Annotated in this window: 15 protein-coding genes and 3 pseudogenes; 14 read left to right on the top strand and 4 right to left on the bottom strand. The window is 58.6% G+C overall.

The features are described 5' to 3' along the window. Window positions 1-6: 6 nt before the first annotated feature. The 11 genes from QA640_RS39460 (at window position 7) to QA640_RS39410 (ending at window position 9,675) form a co-directional block, all read left to right on the top strand. The gene (locus QA640_RS39460) at window positions 7-1,341 is read left to right on the top strand and encodes a DUF1552 domain-containing protein (RefSeq protein ID WP_283038020.1); all 1,335 of its coding nucleotides are present in this window, start codon (window positions 7-9) and stop codon (window positions 1,339-1,341) included. A 58-nt stretch (window positions 1,342-1,399) separates the two neighbouring features. After that, window positions 1,400-1,906 (top strand): cytochrome c, encoded by a 507-nt coding sequence (locus QA640_RS39455; protein WP_283038019.1) that lies wholly within the window; start codon window positions 1,400-1,402, stop codon window positions 1,904-1,906. Window positions 1,907-1,926: 20 nt separating this feature from the next. Then, window positions 1,927-2,625, top strand: a complete 699-nt coding sequence (locus QA640_RS39450; protein ID WP_283038018.1) for a cytochrome b/b6 domain-containing protein — start codon at window positions 1,927-1,929, stop codon at window positions 2,623-2,625. Window positions 2,626-2,644: 19 nt separating this feature from the next. Continuing rightward, window positions 2,645-3,268, top strand: coding sequence for a hypothetical protein (locus QA640_RS39445; protein ID WP_283038017.1), 624 nt, complete (start codon window positions 2,645-2,647; stop codon window positions 3,266-3,268). A gap of 16 nt (window positions 3,269-3,284) precedes the next feature. After that, entirely contained in the window at window positions 3,285-3,674 is a 390-nt protein-coding gene (locus QA640_RS39440) for a plastocyanin/azurin family copper-binding protein (RefSeq protein ID WP_283038016.1), read from the top strand. A gap of 24 nt (window positions 3,675-3,698) precedes the next feature. After that, window positions 3,699-5,162, top strand: coding sequence for a hypothetical protein (locus tag QA640_RS39435; RefSeq protein WP_283038015.1), 1,464 nt, complete (start codon window positions 3,699-3,701; stop codon window positions 5,160-5,162). Between the two features lie 53 nt (window positions 5,163-5,215). Further along, window positions 5,216-6,484, top strand: a complete 1,269-nt coding sequence (locus tag QA640_RS39430) for an alpha/beta fold hydrolase (RefSeq protein WP_283038014.1) — start codon at window positions 5,216-5,218, stop codon at window positions 6,482-6,484. A 54-nt stretch (window positions 6,485-6,538) separates the two neighbouring features. Continuing rightward, window positions 6,539-7,462: a hypothetical protein gene (locus tag QA640_RS39425; RefSeq protein ID WP_283038013.1), complete on the top strand. Its 924-nt coding sequence runs from the start codon at window positions 6,539-6,541 to the stop codon at window positions 7,460-7,462. A gap of 10 nt (window positions 7,463-7,472) precedes the next feature. Next, on the top strand, window positions 7,473-7,871 hold the full coding sequence (locus tag QA640_RS39420) for a hypothetical protein (RefSeq protein ID WP_283038012.1): 399 nt from the start codon (window positions 7,473-7,475) through the stop codon (window positions 7,869-7,871). Between the two features lie 134 nt (window positions 7,872-8,005). Further along, window positions 8,006-8,158: a plastocyanin/azurin family copper-binding protein gene (locus QA640_RS39415; RefSeq protein WP_283038011.1), complete on the top strand. Its 153-nt coding sequence runs from the start codon at window positions 8,006-8,008 to the stop codon at window positions 8,156-8,158. Window positions 8,159-8,181: 23 nt separating this feature from the next. Beyond that, window positions 8,182-9,675: a hypothetical protein gene (locus tag QA640_RS39410; protein WP_283038010.1), complete on the top strand. Its 1,494-nt coding sequence runs from the start codon at window positions 8,182-8,184 to the stop codon at window positions 9,673-9,675. A 418-nt stretch (window positions 9,676-10,093) separates the two neighbouring features. Here QA640_RS39410 and QA640_RS39405 read toward each other — a convergent pair. After that, window positions 10,094-10,300 (bottom strand): annotated as a pseudogene (locus QA640_RS39405) (ATP-binding protein); the annotation flags it as partial. 16 nt (window positions 10,301-10,316) lie between these two features. Between QA640_RS39405 and QA640_RS39400 the strand changes: the two are divergent. Both QA640_RS39400 and QA640_RS39395 read left to right on the top strand, forming a co-directional pair. Continuing rightward, window positions 10,317-10,676, top strand: a complete 360-nt coding sequence (locus tag QA640_RS39400; RefSeq protein ID WP_349253764.1) for a recombinase family protein — start codon at window positions 10,317-10,319, stop codon at window positions 10,674-10,676. Between the two features lie 7 nt (window positions 10,677-10,683). Then, the gene (locus QA640_RS39395) at window positions 10,684-10,860 is read left to right on the top strand and encodes a hypothetical protein (protein ID WP_283038009.1); all 177 of its coding nucleotides are present in this window, start codon (window positions 10,684-10,686) and stop codon (window positions 10,858-10,860) included. An 8-nt stretch (window positions 10,861-10,868) separates the two neighbouring features. Here QA640_RS39395 and QA640_RS39390 read toward each other — a convergent pair whose 3' ends face one another. From QA640_RS39390 to QA640_RS39380, 3 genes and pseudogenes are all read right to left on the bottom strand, one after another. Then, window positions 10,869-11,102 carry a helix-turn-helix domain-containing protein gene (locus QA640_RS39390; RefSeq protein ID WP_283043027.1) on the bottom strand — a complete coding sequence of 78 codons (234 nt, stop codon included), beginning with the start codon at window positions 11,100-11,102 and terminating at the stop codon, window positions 10,869-10,871. Between the two features lie 173 nt (window positions 11,103-11,275). Next, window positions 11,276-13,144, bottom strand: a complete 1,869-nt coding sequence (locus QA640_RS39385) for a hypothetical protein (protein ID WP_283038008.1) — start codon at window positions 13,142-13,144, stop codon at window positions 11,276-11,278. Window positions 13,145-13,534: 390 nt separating this feature from the next. After that, window positions 13,535-13,693: pseudogene (locus QA640_RS39380) on the bottom strand (IS701 family transposase); the annotation flags it as partial. Between the two features lie 284 nt (window positions 13,694-13,977). Between QA640_RS39380 and QA640_RS39375 the strand changes: the two are divergent. Beyond that, a pseudogene (locus tag QA640_RS39375) lies at window positions 13,978-14,437 on the top strand (ATP phosphoribosyltransferase); the annotation flags it as partial. Window positions 14,438-14,439: the final 2 nt, after the last annotated feature.

Raw genomic sequence — 14,439 nt, 5'->3', positions numbered from 1 at the left:
CCACTCATGAGGATCGATCGCAGATTTCTGCTCCGCGGCACATTCCAGGGTGCCTTGGCCGTCATGGGCCTGCCGTTTCTCGACTGCTTTCTGGACAGCAAAGGCGAGGTGCTGGGCGCGACCGGGCGGCCGCTTCCTACGCGCTTTAACACCTTCTTCTACGGCTTGGGCCTGACCAACCAGTTGTGGATTCCGAAGACGGGCGGCAAGGACTATGAGATTACCACCCAGCTGAAGCCGCTGGAGCCGTATCGCGCCAAGATGAACGTGTTCAGCGGGCTGCGCGTCCCGCTCGACGACAATCCCAATTACCAGCACTGGTCCGGCGCGGCCGCCGCCGTCACCGGCATTTCGCCCACCAAGACTCAGGAATTCAATTCCAAGACCATCGACCAGCAGATCGCCGACGTCATTTCGCGCGGCGCCCGCTTCAAGTCGATTTCCGCCGCCGCTGCCGGCGATCCGAAGCAAAGCTATTCCAGTCTTGGCGGCCCAAATGCTATTCCGGCAGAGGCTTCGCCGCTTTCGCTGTATACCCGCTTGTTCGGGCCCGGCTTTCAGGACCCGACCAAGGGTGATTGGAAACCCGATCCGCAGGTTATGATCCAGCAAAGCGTATTGTCGGCGGTGGCTGACAACCGCAGGCGGGTGATGCAGAATCTCGGTGCCGCCGACCGCACTCGCATGGATCAGTACTTCACCTCGGTGCGCGAGGCCGAATTGCAGATGGCGGCGCAACTGCAACGCCCGGAAATCCAGGCCAAGGTGACCATTCCCGCCGCCCCCCCCGACATGGTGTGCAACAGCTCCTTGCTGAACCTGCGCAAGAGCACGCCTTTGATGGCGCGGCTGGGCGCGCTGGCGCTCGCCACCGATCAAACCCGGGTGTTCAATCTTAGCGTCTCCGAACCGACATCTGCGATTTTCATGCCCGGCGACCCCTTGGGCTATCACAACACCACCCATGAAGAGCCCATCGATCCGGCTCTCGGTTATCAGCCGCGAGTGGCGCAGTACAATGTCGACGTCATGGAACTGTTCGCCCTGCTTCTGAAGGAGCTGGACGGAATCCCCGAAGGCGACGGTACGGTTCTCGACCACAGCTTGGTGTTCGCCTTTACCGACCAGAGCTATGCCAGAATCCATGCGGTGGACGGTCTTCCAATTTTTGTGGCCGGCGGCGCCAGCGGCCGAATGAAGACAGGCTATCACGTCGCGGGCGACTCTAGTCCGGTGTCGCGCGTCGGCCTGACCATCCAGAGGGCCATGGGTGTACCGGCTGAGGTCTGGGGCAAGGGCTCCATGGAAGTCAGGCAGCCTTACACCGACCTGCTGACATAGTCGTATCCGTTCATCCATCACGAGTGTGACCGTCGCATTGGTTGGGGGTGTTGTTCGTATGTCTTTGTTGAGTTTTCGTTGTCTCGCCGCAGCAGCGAGCGTGGGGCTTGGTGTTGCTGTGTTGAAGGCCACCGCCGGCCCGGCAGAAGTCGCTCAGATCAAGCCGCGCCAGGATAAGTTGCGCGACATGGGCGGCGCCTTGAAGGCGATCAATGATGAGCTCAAGAAGGGACGAATAGATTGGGACAATACGGTCATTCCCAATGCGCAAACCATCAAGGACCGCAGCGCTTACTTGCTGAATTGGTTCCCTAGGGGCAGCGGTCCTGAGTCTGGGAAAAAAACTTATGCCTTGCCGACGATCTGGCAGAAAAATGACGAGTTCATGAGGCTCGGCAAGGCGGCTGAGGCCGAAGCCGCCAAGTTGAATCAAGTGGCGCTCAGCAAGGATGGCAATGCGCTGAAGGCGGAGGCGCGAGCGATGGGCAAAGCCTGCAAGGCCTGCCATGATAGCTATCGTTCGGCCGATTATGAAAACGCAGATGAAGACCAGGACATTCCATGACTTCGTCTGAGGCCGGCGGCATGGAAGCGGCTCTCGCCGATACAACGAATCTCAGAGTCTGGGATCTGCCGGTGCGCGCCATGCACTGGCTGCTGGTGATCGGGATCGGCGTATGCTGGTGGACTGGCATCAACAATGAACTCGAATATCACCTGTGGAGCGGCTACGCGGTCCTTTGGATCGTGCTGATGCGCCTCTATTGGGGTCTAGTCGGCTCGCCGACCGCCCGCTTCGTCAATTTCGTGCGGGGGCCTAAAGCGATCCTCGACTATGTCAGCACGCTGCACCGGCGCGACACGCCCCACAGCCATGGCCACAATGCGCTGGGAGCGATTAGTATTGTTGTGATGCTGGGCCTCGTCCTGGCGGTGGTAATCCTTGGCCTGTTTGCGGTCGATGTGGACGGGCTCTATTCGGGACCCCTATCGAGCTACGTCACCTTCAAGCGGGGCCGCCATCTCGCGCATCTCCATTACCATTGGTTCAATATCCTCCTATGGGTGATCGCGCTGCATCTGGCGGCGGTGATCTTCTACTTTATCTACAAGCGCCGGAATCTCATTGGCCCCATGATCCACGGCAGGCGCCCACTTGATGCAGGCAATGTTGGCGACGCTGCCGAAACGGAAATGGAGGACGCGTCCCTTTGGCGATTTGTAATCGGCGCTGTCGTCGCTACCGCCATCGTGTACGCGGTGTCGATCGCCTTTTATTTCTAGCAATCCAGGGGAAAGAAGAATGAAACGCAGTATTGCTACCGGGTTGGCCCTTGGCGCGCTGTGCGCCGCGGCCGGAATCAGTTTGGCCGCCGATCCGTCGGTCACCGCTTCGACGCCGGCGCCAGCCAAGCCCGCCCAGGCTTCCTCCGACAATCTCCCCATGGTGCCGCTCGCCAAGCCGGGTATTTTCACGGCGACGAAAAAGGGCGCCCACCGGTTTCAGCTGGTGGTCGCCGGCCACAAGTGCACGACCAAAAGTGATATCGAGAAATACCTCGCCTATCGCGCCGCGGAACTGACAATGGAGCAGAAGGCGAACTGGTTCACATTTGTTGAATCCCGCTCCAAAGGTGACACGGCGTCCGTACCCGGCCGCGATCCCGGCGGCCTACGTTACAGTTTCCGCATGGAGTATTTCCGTCCGGTCTGGCGCTTTAAGACCAGCGGCTCCCCGAGCTGGAAAAACTGGAGTCCTTTCGCAGGTTCAGCCTTCATCACGGATGATCCAAAAACCATTACGGATTTCGAGGCCAGCGCCGACATCGTGCTCCATGAAGGCCAGATGGATGACGCTAATCCCCTGGCTTTTGAGGCCCGAGCGGTTTCCGACCTCCTGATCAACCAGGTCTCTCCGCCGGAATAATCGCAAGGAACGTCTAATGAGGATTCATCGTCGTGCTTTTACTCAATTGCTCGCCAGTCTTGGGGTTGTTGTGACTGCTCCTGCATTCGCCGAGGGCAAGACCGTCGAAGTTTCCATGAAGAACAGTCCCAAGGGCATGTTCGTCCCGGCAGCCGTGAATATCAGCGTGGGCGACACGGTGAAGTGGACCAATCCTGGCGTCATCACCCACTCGGTCACCTTCGATCCCGCGCAGGCATCCACGGCTTCTGACGTCGCGCTGCCGGCGGGCGTAGCGCCGTTTGATTCCGGCAACATGGAGGAAGACGGCACCTTCACCCATACCTTCACAGTGAAGGGCACCTACAAATATGTCTGCAAGTTTCACGAAGCGATGGGAATGGTTGGAACTGTTGTCGTTTCCTGAATCCTGCCGTTTGGCGAGAACGTCATGAAAATGAGTAGAGCGCTATTGGCTTTTGTGGCTGCTACAGGCTTGACCCGCAGCATCACGGTGCCCGCCAATGCGGCTCCCTGGACCCGCGGCTTTGTGGTGAGCGAACTCGGATATGCCTTTCGTTACGGAGGGCGAACCGATTTTAAACGTGGTGCGGAGGTTGAACCGGGCGTCGACTGCCCTCATGGGAGCTCAACCCACTTTGCCACTCCCGACAAGATCAGGACTGCGCTGGCGCGCCAGGCCTGGCGTTCGCAGCAGGAGATCGATCGGATCATCGCGCCCCCGGAGCTGGACCAGGCTGGAAACCCGGGAGGAGCGCGTCACCAAATCTGTGAACGCGCTATCGCCTATCGGGGATATAATCGCGGCATCGAGACTTACGTCAATCCCTGGGCTGCGGAAGATACTGGGCAGCCGGAAGTCACGAGCCGCATTGGGGATGGTTTCGATCTGGACGGCAAGATCGGGCCCCATGACTTTGTCGGCGCCGACGGCGAGAAGGGCATCGACAACGCTCTTTATCGCGCCTGGGGATGTGATGCGCCCTGGCGCGGTGATGGCAATAGCGTGTTCAACCTTCGAATCAACGAGGCTTTGCGGAGCGGTCTTTATACGATTGTCATCCGCATTTCCGGCAACCAGGATCCGGTGAATGACAGTGATGCTACAGTTGAGATCGGCTATTCTCCCGACAAGATCGTGAAAGACGCTCGCAACAGCATCGCGGCGGACTATTCCTACCGCATTTTGAAATCAACCCAGTATACGAAGTTAAAAGCCACGGTCAAAAATGGCGTAGTGCAAACCGAACAGGTCGAGCATCTGCACATGCCGCGGATCGCCTGGTTCGACCGGCAAAAGGGCGATGCAGATTTCATCAATGGCAGGATGCGTCTGAACATCGATCCCGATGATTTAGGCACCCGCGGCATGATCGGCGGCTATCGCAGTTGGCGTGATATTTACGCGGAGAATAGCTTCAAGGCTTATGGCGGCAGAGCGGATACGACGTGGCATGAAGACCATGTGGCGCTTTATTACGCCCTTCGCCGCAATGCCGACGGCATTTATAACGAAAAGACCGGTCAGTATGACGGCATCTCGACAGTTTACCGTCCCAGGATGTCGCCAGTCTTCGTAGTTGATCCAGACATATCAATCGATCTCCCGATGTCGGCAGATGAACAGCGACGAGTGAACGCTTTCGAGGCCGTTAGAACAAACTTCATCAAGAGCGTCGAAGCCCGTACGCCCCAGGATGTGCCACCCGGTAACGGAGAAGCTCAATATCCCCTTTTCGAAAGAGCGACCAAGGATCTTCCCAGCCGGGACTATTTTCTCAAGACGCTGGATCGGCCTCACTATCCGTATGGCGTGGGCACCGACGAATTCAACAACCCGATTGATGACGAGGGTAATTGTATCGACAGGACGGTGGCATGTGCGAGCCGATAGCAAAGGGTGCGAGACCATCATCGGTTCACCCCGTTGTTAGACAGGAACTCATGATGCGTAAGAGTCTGTACCCGACAAAGATCGCACTCCGGGATTTGCTCCTCCGACCGGCTTCTTCCCGCTTTCGCACGCGTACCGAAGGTAAATCTACCGAAAGGAGGACGTTTTTCCGGTCGCTCGCTCTCGCGACAGGAGCGCTCGCCTCCCTATTTGTGGGAAGCTTGGCGCGGGCTTCCAGCGATCGCGCCGCGGAGCCGCCTCTTCTTCTGGAACGAGAGGGATATTTCTACGTAGGCGGCCATGAGGTCACGCTTCATGCAGGCACACTCGTTGCTGACGCGATGTTTGTGCAGTACCAAGTTCCGGGAAAATTGAAGCATCGCTTTCCGCTTGTTTTTATAGGAGGGGGATGTGCTTCAGGATCTCTCTCATGGCTTGGAACGCCGGGTGACAGGGAAGGCTGGGCCGAATACTTCGTTCGCCGCGGCTATTCGACCTATATCATAGACAGGCCTGCTTGCGGTCGATCTGCTTACTATCCCGAAGTGGATGGGCCGATCGGTGTCGGGTCGGTCGAGCGGCTGGAAAAGTTCGTCTATAACCCTGATCGCTACCGTTTGTGGCCACAAGCAAGACTCTTCACCCAGGGCCCCGGCAATGGAAAAGAGGCGAGCGACGCAGTCTTCCGGCAATATCTGTCTCAGCCGATGGCGGGTACTGCAAATGGGCGCCAAGCGGATGAAACAACGCAATCTGCGCTCGCAGCATTGTTGGATAAAGTGGGGCCGGCAGTCCTGGTCGCCGTCTCCCACGGTGGGCAGTTCGCGTGGCTGACTGCAGATGCTCGGCCTCGCTTGGTTATGGCCATTGTCGCGCTCGAGCCCGCCGGTCCTCCGTTCAGAGATGATCCGCTGGTTGCAACGAGCAAGCCGTCGAATGATGCGAGCAGCCGCGCCTGGGGGCTAGCGGACGCCCCCCTCACCTACGATCCACCCGTGATCACTCCTTCGGAGCTACGGTTCGTTGACGAGCCTGCCGCAGCCCCGGATCTCGTTCCGTGTCGATATATTGATGGACCTCCGAGGACGTTGCCGAATCTGGCTGGAAAGCCGATTTTAATTCTGACAACCGAGGCCAGTCATCACGCTCGATACGATTATTGCACGTCACGATTCCTATCCAAGATGGGCGTTGCCAACGATCATCTCCGGTTGGAAGACATCGGAATCCACGGCAACACACATGGCATGTTGTGGGAGAAGAACAGTCTGCAGATCGCTGCCGTAGTCGACGCCTGGCTCAAGAAACATGTAGCGAAGTAAGAGGGGCGCATAGAGATGATGTCCGACAGACGCTTTGCCAGGATATTAGGGCTGATGATCGCGGCGTTCGCGAGCGGATTCGGGCAGGTCGCTCATGCTGCTTCACAAGATGAGCTTCAGTCGTGGATCACCAAGAACGCCGTCGCAATTCGGTTGATCGACCCCGCGAACGAGAATTTCGAAGACTTGAAATTCTTCGACGTGATCGGCGATGCGCAGGTGGTGCAACTGGGCGAAGCAAGCCACATGAGTGGCAGCGCGCTTTCGGCGAATGCGCGGCTCGTGAAATTCCTGCGTGATCCGATGGGATTTGACGTCCTCTTATGGGGCGAAGGGATTTACGACATGCGATTGGTGCAGGCGGCCTTCAGCGGACCCGATGATGCCGTAGCCGCGGCGCAACGCGGCATACGCCCAGGCCAGTCGAAGAGCGCGGAGCTTAAGCCCCTGTTGGACTATGCCAAGGCCAGTCTGATAGGCACTCATCCATTGGAAATGGCGGGTTATGATGCCAGGCTCTCCTCGCAATCCTTCGAGCACTTCGCCTCCGACCTGCGCTCGTTCGTGGGCGCGGTAAGCGACATCGGTGTGCGCCGGCACGCGCAAGATCTCGCTGAAAGGGCTCTAGCGGCCTATGACCGCATCTGTCGCGCCACAGACGCGCACCGGGGAGCACAGGAGGATTTGGACACCCTGCACCACACCGCAGACGATCTCCTCGAAGAAATAGGGAAGAACCGTCGACTGTTCGAGCAGGTCCATGGAGCCAGGGAGACCTCGTTCATGGAGCGAGCTGTCGAGAGCATGCGGAGTGACGGGACCGGAAAATTCTATCTGGCACAAGCGACCCCGGACAAGTCGAATGAGACTCCGCAGCTTGCTAAGTTTTCCCATCAGCGCGAAGAGAAGAGCGCAAAAAACCTACGCTGGCTTGCTGGAACGAGATATCGTGGCGAAAAGGTCATTATCTGCCCATAACGCTCACCTCATGAACGCTTATTATTCGCCCTCTTTTAAAGAGGTTCATCTTGATCCCCAACCCGGCGATCTAAAGCCCGTCGGCGTTTACATGGCAGGCTGGTTGGGTCGAAAGATGTATACGATCGGGCTTGCCAGCTATGAAGCCCATCAAGGAATGTTCGGGAAGCAGACTACGGTGGCCCCATCGGTCCCGTTGGGGAATCTCGAGGCGCGTTTGCACAGCATCGAACAGCCGTATCTATTCTTGAACCTTCGTGCCGCGGATGCGGATCCAGGCCATCCTTTGCATAAGCCGCAATCGATCCGCATCATGATCCCGGACAATCATAATGTTTCCGACGTGACCCGGATATTCGACGGAATCCTTTATATCGATCGCCTCACGCCGATAACTATCGCCCCATGACCGGAAAGTTGGCTCGAGATCATCACCCTTGAGGCCGGCGGAGGGCGCAAGAGCGTGGCAATAATCATCGCCTTAGTAGTCTCAACAAGAGGATAGCAGCGTCTACCCCCCACACCGGCCTCGGAGCAAGGACAATGACGGTCCGGGCGATCAGGAGCCGGGTTACGGCAGGCGTGGCGCCATTCAATTCCGGCAGCATGGAAGAGGACACGGAGAGGGGCACCTACAAATATGTCTGCAAGTTTCACGAAGCGATGGGAATGGTTGGAACAGTCGTCGTTTCCTAAATTCTGCCGTTGGGGAGAACGTCATGAAAATGAGTAGAGCGCTATTGGCTTTTGCGGCTGCTACAGCCCTGACCTGCAGCGCCACGGTGCCCGCCAAAGCGAACCCTTGGACGCGCGGCTTTGTCGTGAGCAGCTATGGATATGCGTTCCGCTACGGCGGCCGTCCCGGGTTCACGCGCGGCACGGAGATCGAGCCGGGCGTAGACTGCCCGCACGGAAGCACCAATTTCTTCACTGATCCCGAGCAGCGCAAGATCACTCTAGCTCGCCAGAACTGGTATTCACAGCAGGATATCGACTTGATCGTTGAGCCCCCGGGGCTGGATCAGCTTCGGAACCCTGGCTATGTGCGCGGAAAAATCTTTTCCCGCGCCATTTCTTACCGCGGCTACAAGCGAGGGATCGAAACTTACATCAATCCCTGGGCGGCGGAGGATCCGGGCCAACCGGAGGTGACCAGCCGCATTGCTGATGGATTCAATCTGGACGGCAAGATCGGACCCAACGACTTTGTCAGTCCGGATGGCGAGAGAGGCATCGACAATGCGTTGTACCGCGCTTGGGGATGCGTTGCGCCCTGGCGCGGCAATGGCAATGCCACCATGGCCCTGCGCTACGATACTGCAATGCACGACGGCCTCCACACCATGGTGATCCGGATCTCTGGCAACGTGGATCCGATGAACGACAGGGATGCGACGGTCGAGATCGGCTATTCGCCCGACAAAATCGTCAGGGATAGCCATGGCGGAGTCGGGGTCGACTATTCGTACCGCATTCTGACTTTGGCACAATATACCAAGCTGAAGGCGACCATCAAAAACGGGGTGGTGGAGACCGAGCAGGTCGAGCATCTGCACACGCCGCGTATGGCCTATTATTATGACCAGACCGGCGACACGCACTTCACCAAGGGCAAGATTCGTCTGAACATGGCTCCTGACGGTTTGAGCGCCACCGGCCTGATCGGCGGCTACCGCAATTGGGGCGATGTTTATGCCGACGACGCCTTTGGCGGGAGTAGCAACTCTGGGGCCGGCGCCCTGGACGAACTATTGCATGAGGATCATGTTGCGCTTTACTACGCGCTCCGCCGCAATGCTGATGGCATGTACAACGAAAAGACCCGCCAGTATGACGGTATCTCGACTGCCTACCGTATAAAGATGTCCTCAGCTTTTGTGGTGGAGCCCGACATGCCTATGAATATCCCGATACTGGCAGGTGAGGAATGGCGAAGGACCGTCTTTGAAGCTTGCAAGACCAGCGTCGTCGAGGGCACCGAAATCCACATTCCTCAGGATGTCCCGCCTGGCTGTCGAGAAGCCGCCTATCCCTACCTTGAAGGACTGATCAAAGATCTTCCCAGCAGGGACTTTATTCTCAAGACGCTGGATCGGCCGCACTATCCGGACGGGGTCGGCTTAGACCTGTGCGGGATCCCGATTGACGACCAGGGTAACCGTAAGCGCGGCAACAACTTTGAAGAGCGACTGGAGCACTGTCAGTATCAGTAGCACATCACGTGATCAGCAAGCGCGGGAATAAACTTGATGAGTAGGGTGACCCAACTAAGGACGCAAAAGCCACAAGCGTCGGCAATAATTTTACGCCGGGGCCGAGGGCAAGACCGTCGAAGTTTCCATGAAGAACAGCCACAAGGGCATGTTCGTCCCGGCAGTCGTGAATATTAGCGTGGGCGACACCGTGAAGTGGACCAATCCGGGCGTCATCACCCGCTTGGTCACCTTCGATCCCGGAAGGCATCCACGGATTCTGCGGTCGCGCTGCCGGCGGGCGTAGCGCCGTTCGATTCCGGCAACATGGAGGAACGGCAGGATTCAGGAAACGACAACAGTTCCAACCAGTCAGCTTGGCAATCGGGTACGACGCACCAAGCGTTCGAAGAAAAAGGCATCATGAAGTCATCGACCCGCCAATCACGTCGTGCCATTGCTCCACGGGGAGTTGGCTGGTGACGATGGTTGAGCGGCGGCCGTATCGATCTTCGAAGATTTCCAGGAGGTCGTGACGGGCGCCCGCGTCAAGCGGCTCGAGACCCCAGTCGTCGAGGACCAGGACCTCGACGCCCAACAGGCGTTGATGGCGACCATCGCCGCGCGCCAAGGCGAGCTCAGCGAACGCCGCGGCACGCGTCATCGATGAAGACCTGGGGCGCTCGGGAGGTGGCACCGCGCGCCCCGGCTGTGAGCGTCTGTTAGCCGCAATCTGCACCGGCGCAGCCGGTGCCGTGCTGGCCATCGGGGCTTCACGGCTAGCGCGCAACGGATGCGATTGGCACACGCTCTTGGAGTTCTGCACGTTGGTGAACAGCGTGATTATCGACGAAGACGGCGTGTACGATTCAAAGCTTATCAACGATCGTCTGCTGCTGGGGATGAAGGGGACATTCAGCGAGCTCGAGCTTTCGCTCTTGCGCCAGCGCTCGCAAGAGGCCTTACGCCGCGCGCGGCGGCCTCCACACGAGCGTTGCGGTCGGATATGTGCGCAGCGCTGATGACCGATTGGAGATCGACCCCGATAAACGTGTACGCGAAGTTCTTCATCTGGCATTCCTCAAGTTCGCCGAATTCGGCAGCGTCCGCCAGGTCGCCATTTGGCTTCACAACGAGGGTTTGAAAATGCCGATTATCGTGTATGGGCCGCGCGGCCGGATGGTGGAATGGCAGCTGCCGCGTTAACGGACCAGTCAGGCTCGGGCACCTTGCGGCGGCCCCGCTTCACGCCCGGCACCCCGTGCAACCGTTGCTGCAGCTCGGCGTCGCCTATCGCTTCCGGCGACGGGCCACGCCAGACCCGCGCGCGCAAACTGCTTCAGCGTGTCACGTACCGTCGTCGGTCCGACGCCCACACGCTCGCCAACTACGCGCGTCGAGAGCCCAGCCTCAAGGCTCAATCTCACAATCTCGCGCACCTGGCGCATGATAACCCTCTTCGTCGGCATCCAATTCTCCAAGCTGGTTCCAGCCGGAGAAATGGCCAACGATCAGGCCTGACACCATCCGAAACTGCGCCCGATCATTTCGGAATGCTGCGCGCCATCAACTCGATAGGTGCGCGCGATGACCTCGGATTCGGCATCCCTAGCGATTCAGCCTAGCCATGAATTGCTCTAGCTTCACGGCAGGATTGCTCCGCCAGTGTGGCGGGGCGTACGGGCCTCAGCAAAAACTGCCTGTAAGCCTCCGGATCATCCCCATCATTGATGGGGGCTTCGAACGAAGCGGCGACGACGTAATCCGTCTGGCGGGCTCCAAAGGAGGCCATAACACCGGATTGGTCAAGATGATGCGTTCCCTCCGGCTCGATCAGTACCCACGCCTTGGCCAGATCGGCGCAGTTCTCAAGTCCGAGTGCTTCCGCCGCGGCTACGTTACTGCCGGCGTATGGCACGAGCGGCCTTGGTTGGCCAAAGTGTGCTTCGATAGGGTCCCATGGCCCGATCAGCCATGGTAGGCCGAGCGCGCGCGTTTCGAGCACAAACAGGAGGCCCGGCGAGCGGCCAGAGAGATCGACCATAGGGGTACCGACTTCAAGGCCGGCCGCACGAGCCTGGGCTCTGGCCGTGGCCAGATAATCGCTGAGTGATTGCGGGAGTACCAATGTTCCACCGCGCGGCAGGGGGGTAACTGCGGCATAAGCGCGCAGATCGTTTTCCTGCCCCCGCGGCCTGAGGATGGCATCATTGATCACTGATGCAGTGAACAACTGTGCCAACGCTGTTAGGGGCAGCAGGGTGGCGACGACGCAGCGTCCCTTTTGCGCAAGAGGGCTCAGGAAGGCAACGACCGCGAGCATCCAGAATAAAGCGGCCTTCGAACCGCCCCACCAGTAGTTGACGTTGGAGCCCAGCGCGGACACGTGCGGGAGGACCAAAAAGGTTAGCGCTAGAGCGACACTGGTTGGCGTTTGGGTGCGCAGCACCAATCCCTCTCTATAGATCATCGTGCCAATGCACGTGAAGGCCGGCAGAAGGAACAAGGTTGAGAGCTTGATGCTGATCAGATCGGCCCCCAGCAGCGCAATCGCAATTGTTACGATCGACACCGCAGCGAGAGCCAGTGATGGGAGAAACGTGTGCCTAGACCCCACGAGAATGGTGAGCAGAAGGGCTATCGCCGTTAAGATAGCGAAAGCGAGTTGCGTGCGACTGGTCTCGAGCCAGTCGATCCGAAATATGAAAGACACACCGTGCCGGGCACCCAGCAGGATTTCCAAATCAGCGCTGTTGAGCATACGGGTCACCAGCCCGATGATGCCGCCGTCGATCAAGTAGGCGGTAACGATCAGCAGAGCGAGAGCGACCAGCGCTGCGCCAAGCATGGGCAGCAGCGACTTTCGGCGCAAAGCGACGACATACAGCATAACGACCAAGGCGATGGCCGCGGCGGCGGTCAGCTTGGCCATGAAGCAGGACCAGCCGCCAACGCCGACCAGGATCCACCCCGAGACCTGTCGGATGCGCCCTGGCCGATCGGCCAGCAGCAAGCCGATCATCACCATCAAGAGCGAGTGAAAGGTCAGTGTGTTGTAGTTGGGGGTGCGCGACAGCGTGCTGTGAAAGTTGACTAATGCCAGACTGGCGATCCCTGCCGATAGCACCGCTGCATGCGGCCACTCCACAGTCCAGAAGCGCCGGATCACGAGGAAGCTGAGAATCCAGCCCAGCACCATCGTGAGCGTGACGTTCGCCACGCGAAGCACCGAGATGTCGCCACCCGCCCACTGATATGGCCAATGATAAACGAAGCTAAAAAGGGAAGGCGGGATATGGATTGCGTAGGCGAATGGGTTCGCAATGGAGTTGAGGTAGAGACCTTCACTGCCGAGATTGAAACCGAAACTGCTGTAGTATAGCAGCCAGGCGAAAAGGGTCCCTGTGGTTGCGGCAGACAGAGGCAACATAGTCCAATCGAGCAAAGCCGACAACGTCTTTCCGTTTGCAAAGAATTTATCTCTTGGCATAGGCCCCCTTCCTGCCAGCCTCGTAGACGAGGCCCATTCCAGTGGATATCCGCCTCAACGAGCCCTATAAACTAACCTGAGCCACGCGTTCTCCTCCAAGAATTGGTAGTGTCCATCCCAGTCTTGTAGCGAGACCGGACTTTGGATCACCCAAACCTAGTCTTACTACGTCACGAATTTTGATAGCTACTCTTTGACTTGAGACTGCCCAACAAGGGCATCGAGGTAGTGTGGACGCGAGAGCGACGCTCAATCCTCGCCGAACGGTCGCATCCCATCAGCAGCCATTCCTCCGGCCGGCTTTCGGCGAGCCAGTAATCTCGAATGGCCGGAGGGCGAAGAAGCACCCACCAAATATTGGTTCTCGACGCTTCCGGCGAACACCATTGGCAGACCAATCGCAAGCTTCTTAACTGAGATCGGTTGATACTTGCCATCACGTCGCAGCAACTTCGGAGGTCGTCCGCTTCCCGACCACTTCTTCGGCGCCCGCGGCCCAGTGCCAGGGCGCCATACGGTCGTTTGCGGCTGGATGCCGGCCACATAGGATGCTTGGCGCAAGATCACGTGGCGTGAGGGGACGGCAGAACGCTTATCCTCGCGCTTTGCCCGTGTGCGCATCCGTGCGGCACATCGGAGTTTTGCGCTTCTGTCACGTTGGCGGGCTGGTTGCGCCGACGTGGGTTTGCAGCAAAATCGGCGGTAAGGTGATGGACACTACCAATTCTTGGAGGAGATCGCGTGGCTCATGTCGGTTAGAGGTCGTCGAGACTGATATCCGTTGAAATGGATACGAGGCGGGCAGGAAGGCGCCTATGCCACGAGATGATGCGGTCGCGACCAAGTATATCTGCCTCACCCGCAACTATTTCGCGAGCCGCGGCTTCGTCGAATACCGCAACGCGGAAAAGCGCCGGTGCAACAAGACGCGCTCGCCTGCGGCACTGCCGAGCTGATGGTCGACATCACCAAGACCCAAGCGACCTTGGCCGCCAACGGGCTGAAGGTGCTTGACGATGGCGCAATCCTGCGCAGCCACGCCAATCTCGTAACCTCGCGCGAAGCCGACTCGTCGGGCGATACACTGAAGGCTGCGCGTCATCCTCGATCAGACCTATGCCCGAGCGCGGGCCAGCAAACTACCGCAAGACCTGCACCTGTTTCAAAGGATGCGATGCAGCAATGCTCGCGGAGCAATGGCGCGACACGGTGTCGGTGGCTTCGCTGGATTATCTATTCGACCGGAGGGAAAAGCGCGCATTCGCTCGGCTTGAAGCGATCCTGCGGACTTGACC

This window comes from Bradyrhizobium sp. CB82 (assembly GCF_029714405.1).
Classification (GTDB): Bacteria; Pseudomonadota; Alphaproteobacteria; order Rhizobiales; family Xanthobacteraceae; genus Bradyrhizobium.
This window is presented reverse-complemented; position numbering and strand designations above follow the sequence as displayed.

Coding starts and splice junctions, on each gene's coding strand:
- QA640_RS39460 (WP_283038020.1), top strand. CDS start 7: ATGAGGATCGATCGCAGATTTCTGCTCCGCGGCACATTCCAGGGTGCC.
- QA640_RS39455 (WP_283038019.1), top strand. CDS start 1,400: ATGTCTTTGTTGAGTTTTCGTTGTCTCGCCGCAGCAGCGAGCGTGGGG.
- QA640_RS39450 (WP_283038018.1), top strand. CDS start 1,927: ATGGAAGCGGCTCTCGCCGATACAACGAATCTCAGAGTCTGGGATCTG.
- QA640_RS39445 (WP_283038017.1), top strand. CDS start 2,645: ATGAAACGCAGTATTGCTACCGGGTTGGCCCTTGGCGCGCTGTGCGCC.
- QA640_RS39440 (WP_283038016.1), top strand. CDS start 3,285: ATGAGGATTCATCGTCGTGCTTTTACTCAATTGCTCGCCAGTCTTGGG.
- QA640_RS39435 (WP_283038015.1), top strand. CDS start 3,699: ATGAAAATGAGTAGAGCGCTATTGGCTTTTGTGGCTGCTACAGGCTTG.
- QA640_RS39430 (WP_283038014.1), top strand. CDS start 5,216: ATGCGTAAGAGTCTGTACCCGACAAAGATCGCACTCCGGGATTTGCTC.
- QA640_RS39425 (WP_283038013.1), top strand. CDS start 6,539: ATGATCGCGGCGTTCGCGAGCGGATTCGGGCAGGTCGCTCATGCTGCT.
- QA640_RS39420 (WP_283038012.1), top strand. CDS start 7,473: ATGAACGCTTATTATTCGCCCTCTTTTAAAGAGGTTCATCTTGATCCC.
- QA640_RS39415 (WP_283038011.1), top strand. CDS start 8,006: ATGACGGTCCGGGCGATCAGGAGCCGGGTTACGGCAGGCGTGGCGCCA.
- QA640_RS39410 (WP_283038010.1), top strand. CDS start 8,182: ATGAAAATGAGTAGAGCGCTATTGGCTTTTGCGGCTGCTACAGCCCTG.
- QA640_RS39390 (WP_283043027.1), bottom strand. CDS start 11,102: ATGCGCCAGGTGCGCGAGATTGTGAGATTGAGCCTTGAGGCTGGGCTC.
- QA640_RS39385 (WP_283038008.1), bottom strand. CDS start 13,144: ATGCCAAGAGATAAATTCTTTGCAAACGGAAAGACGTTGTCGGCTTTG.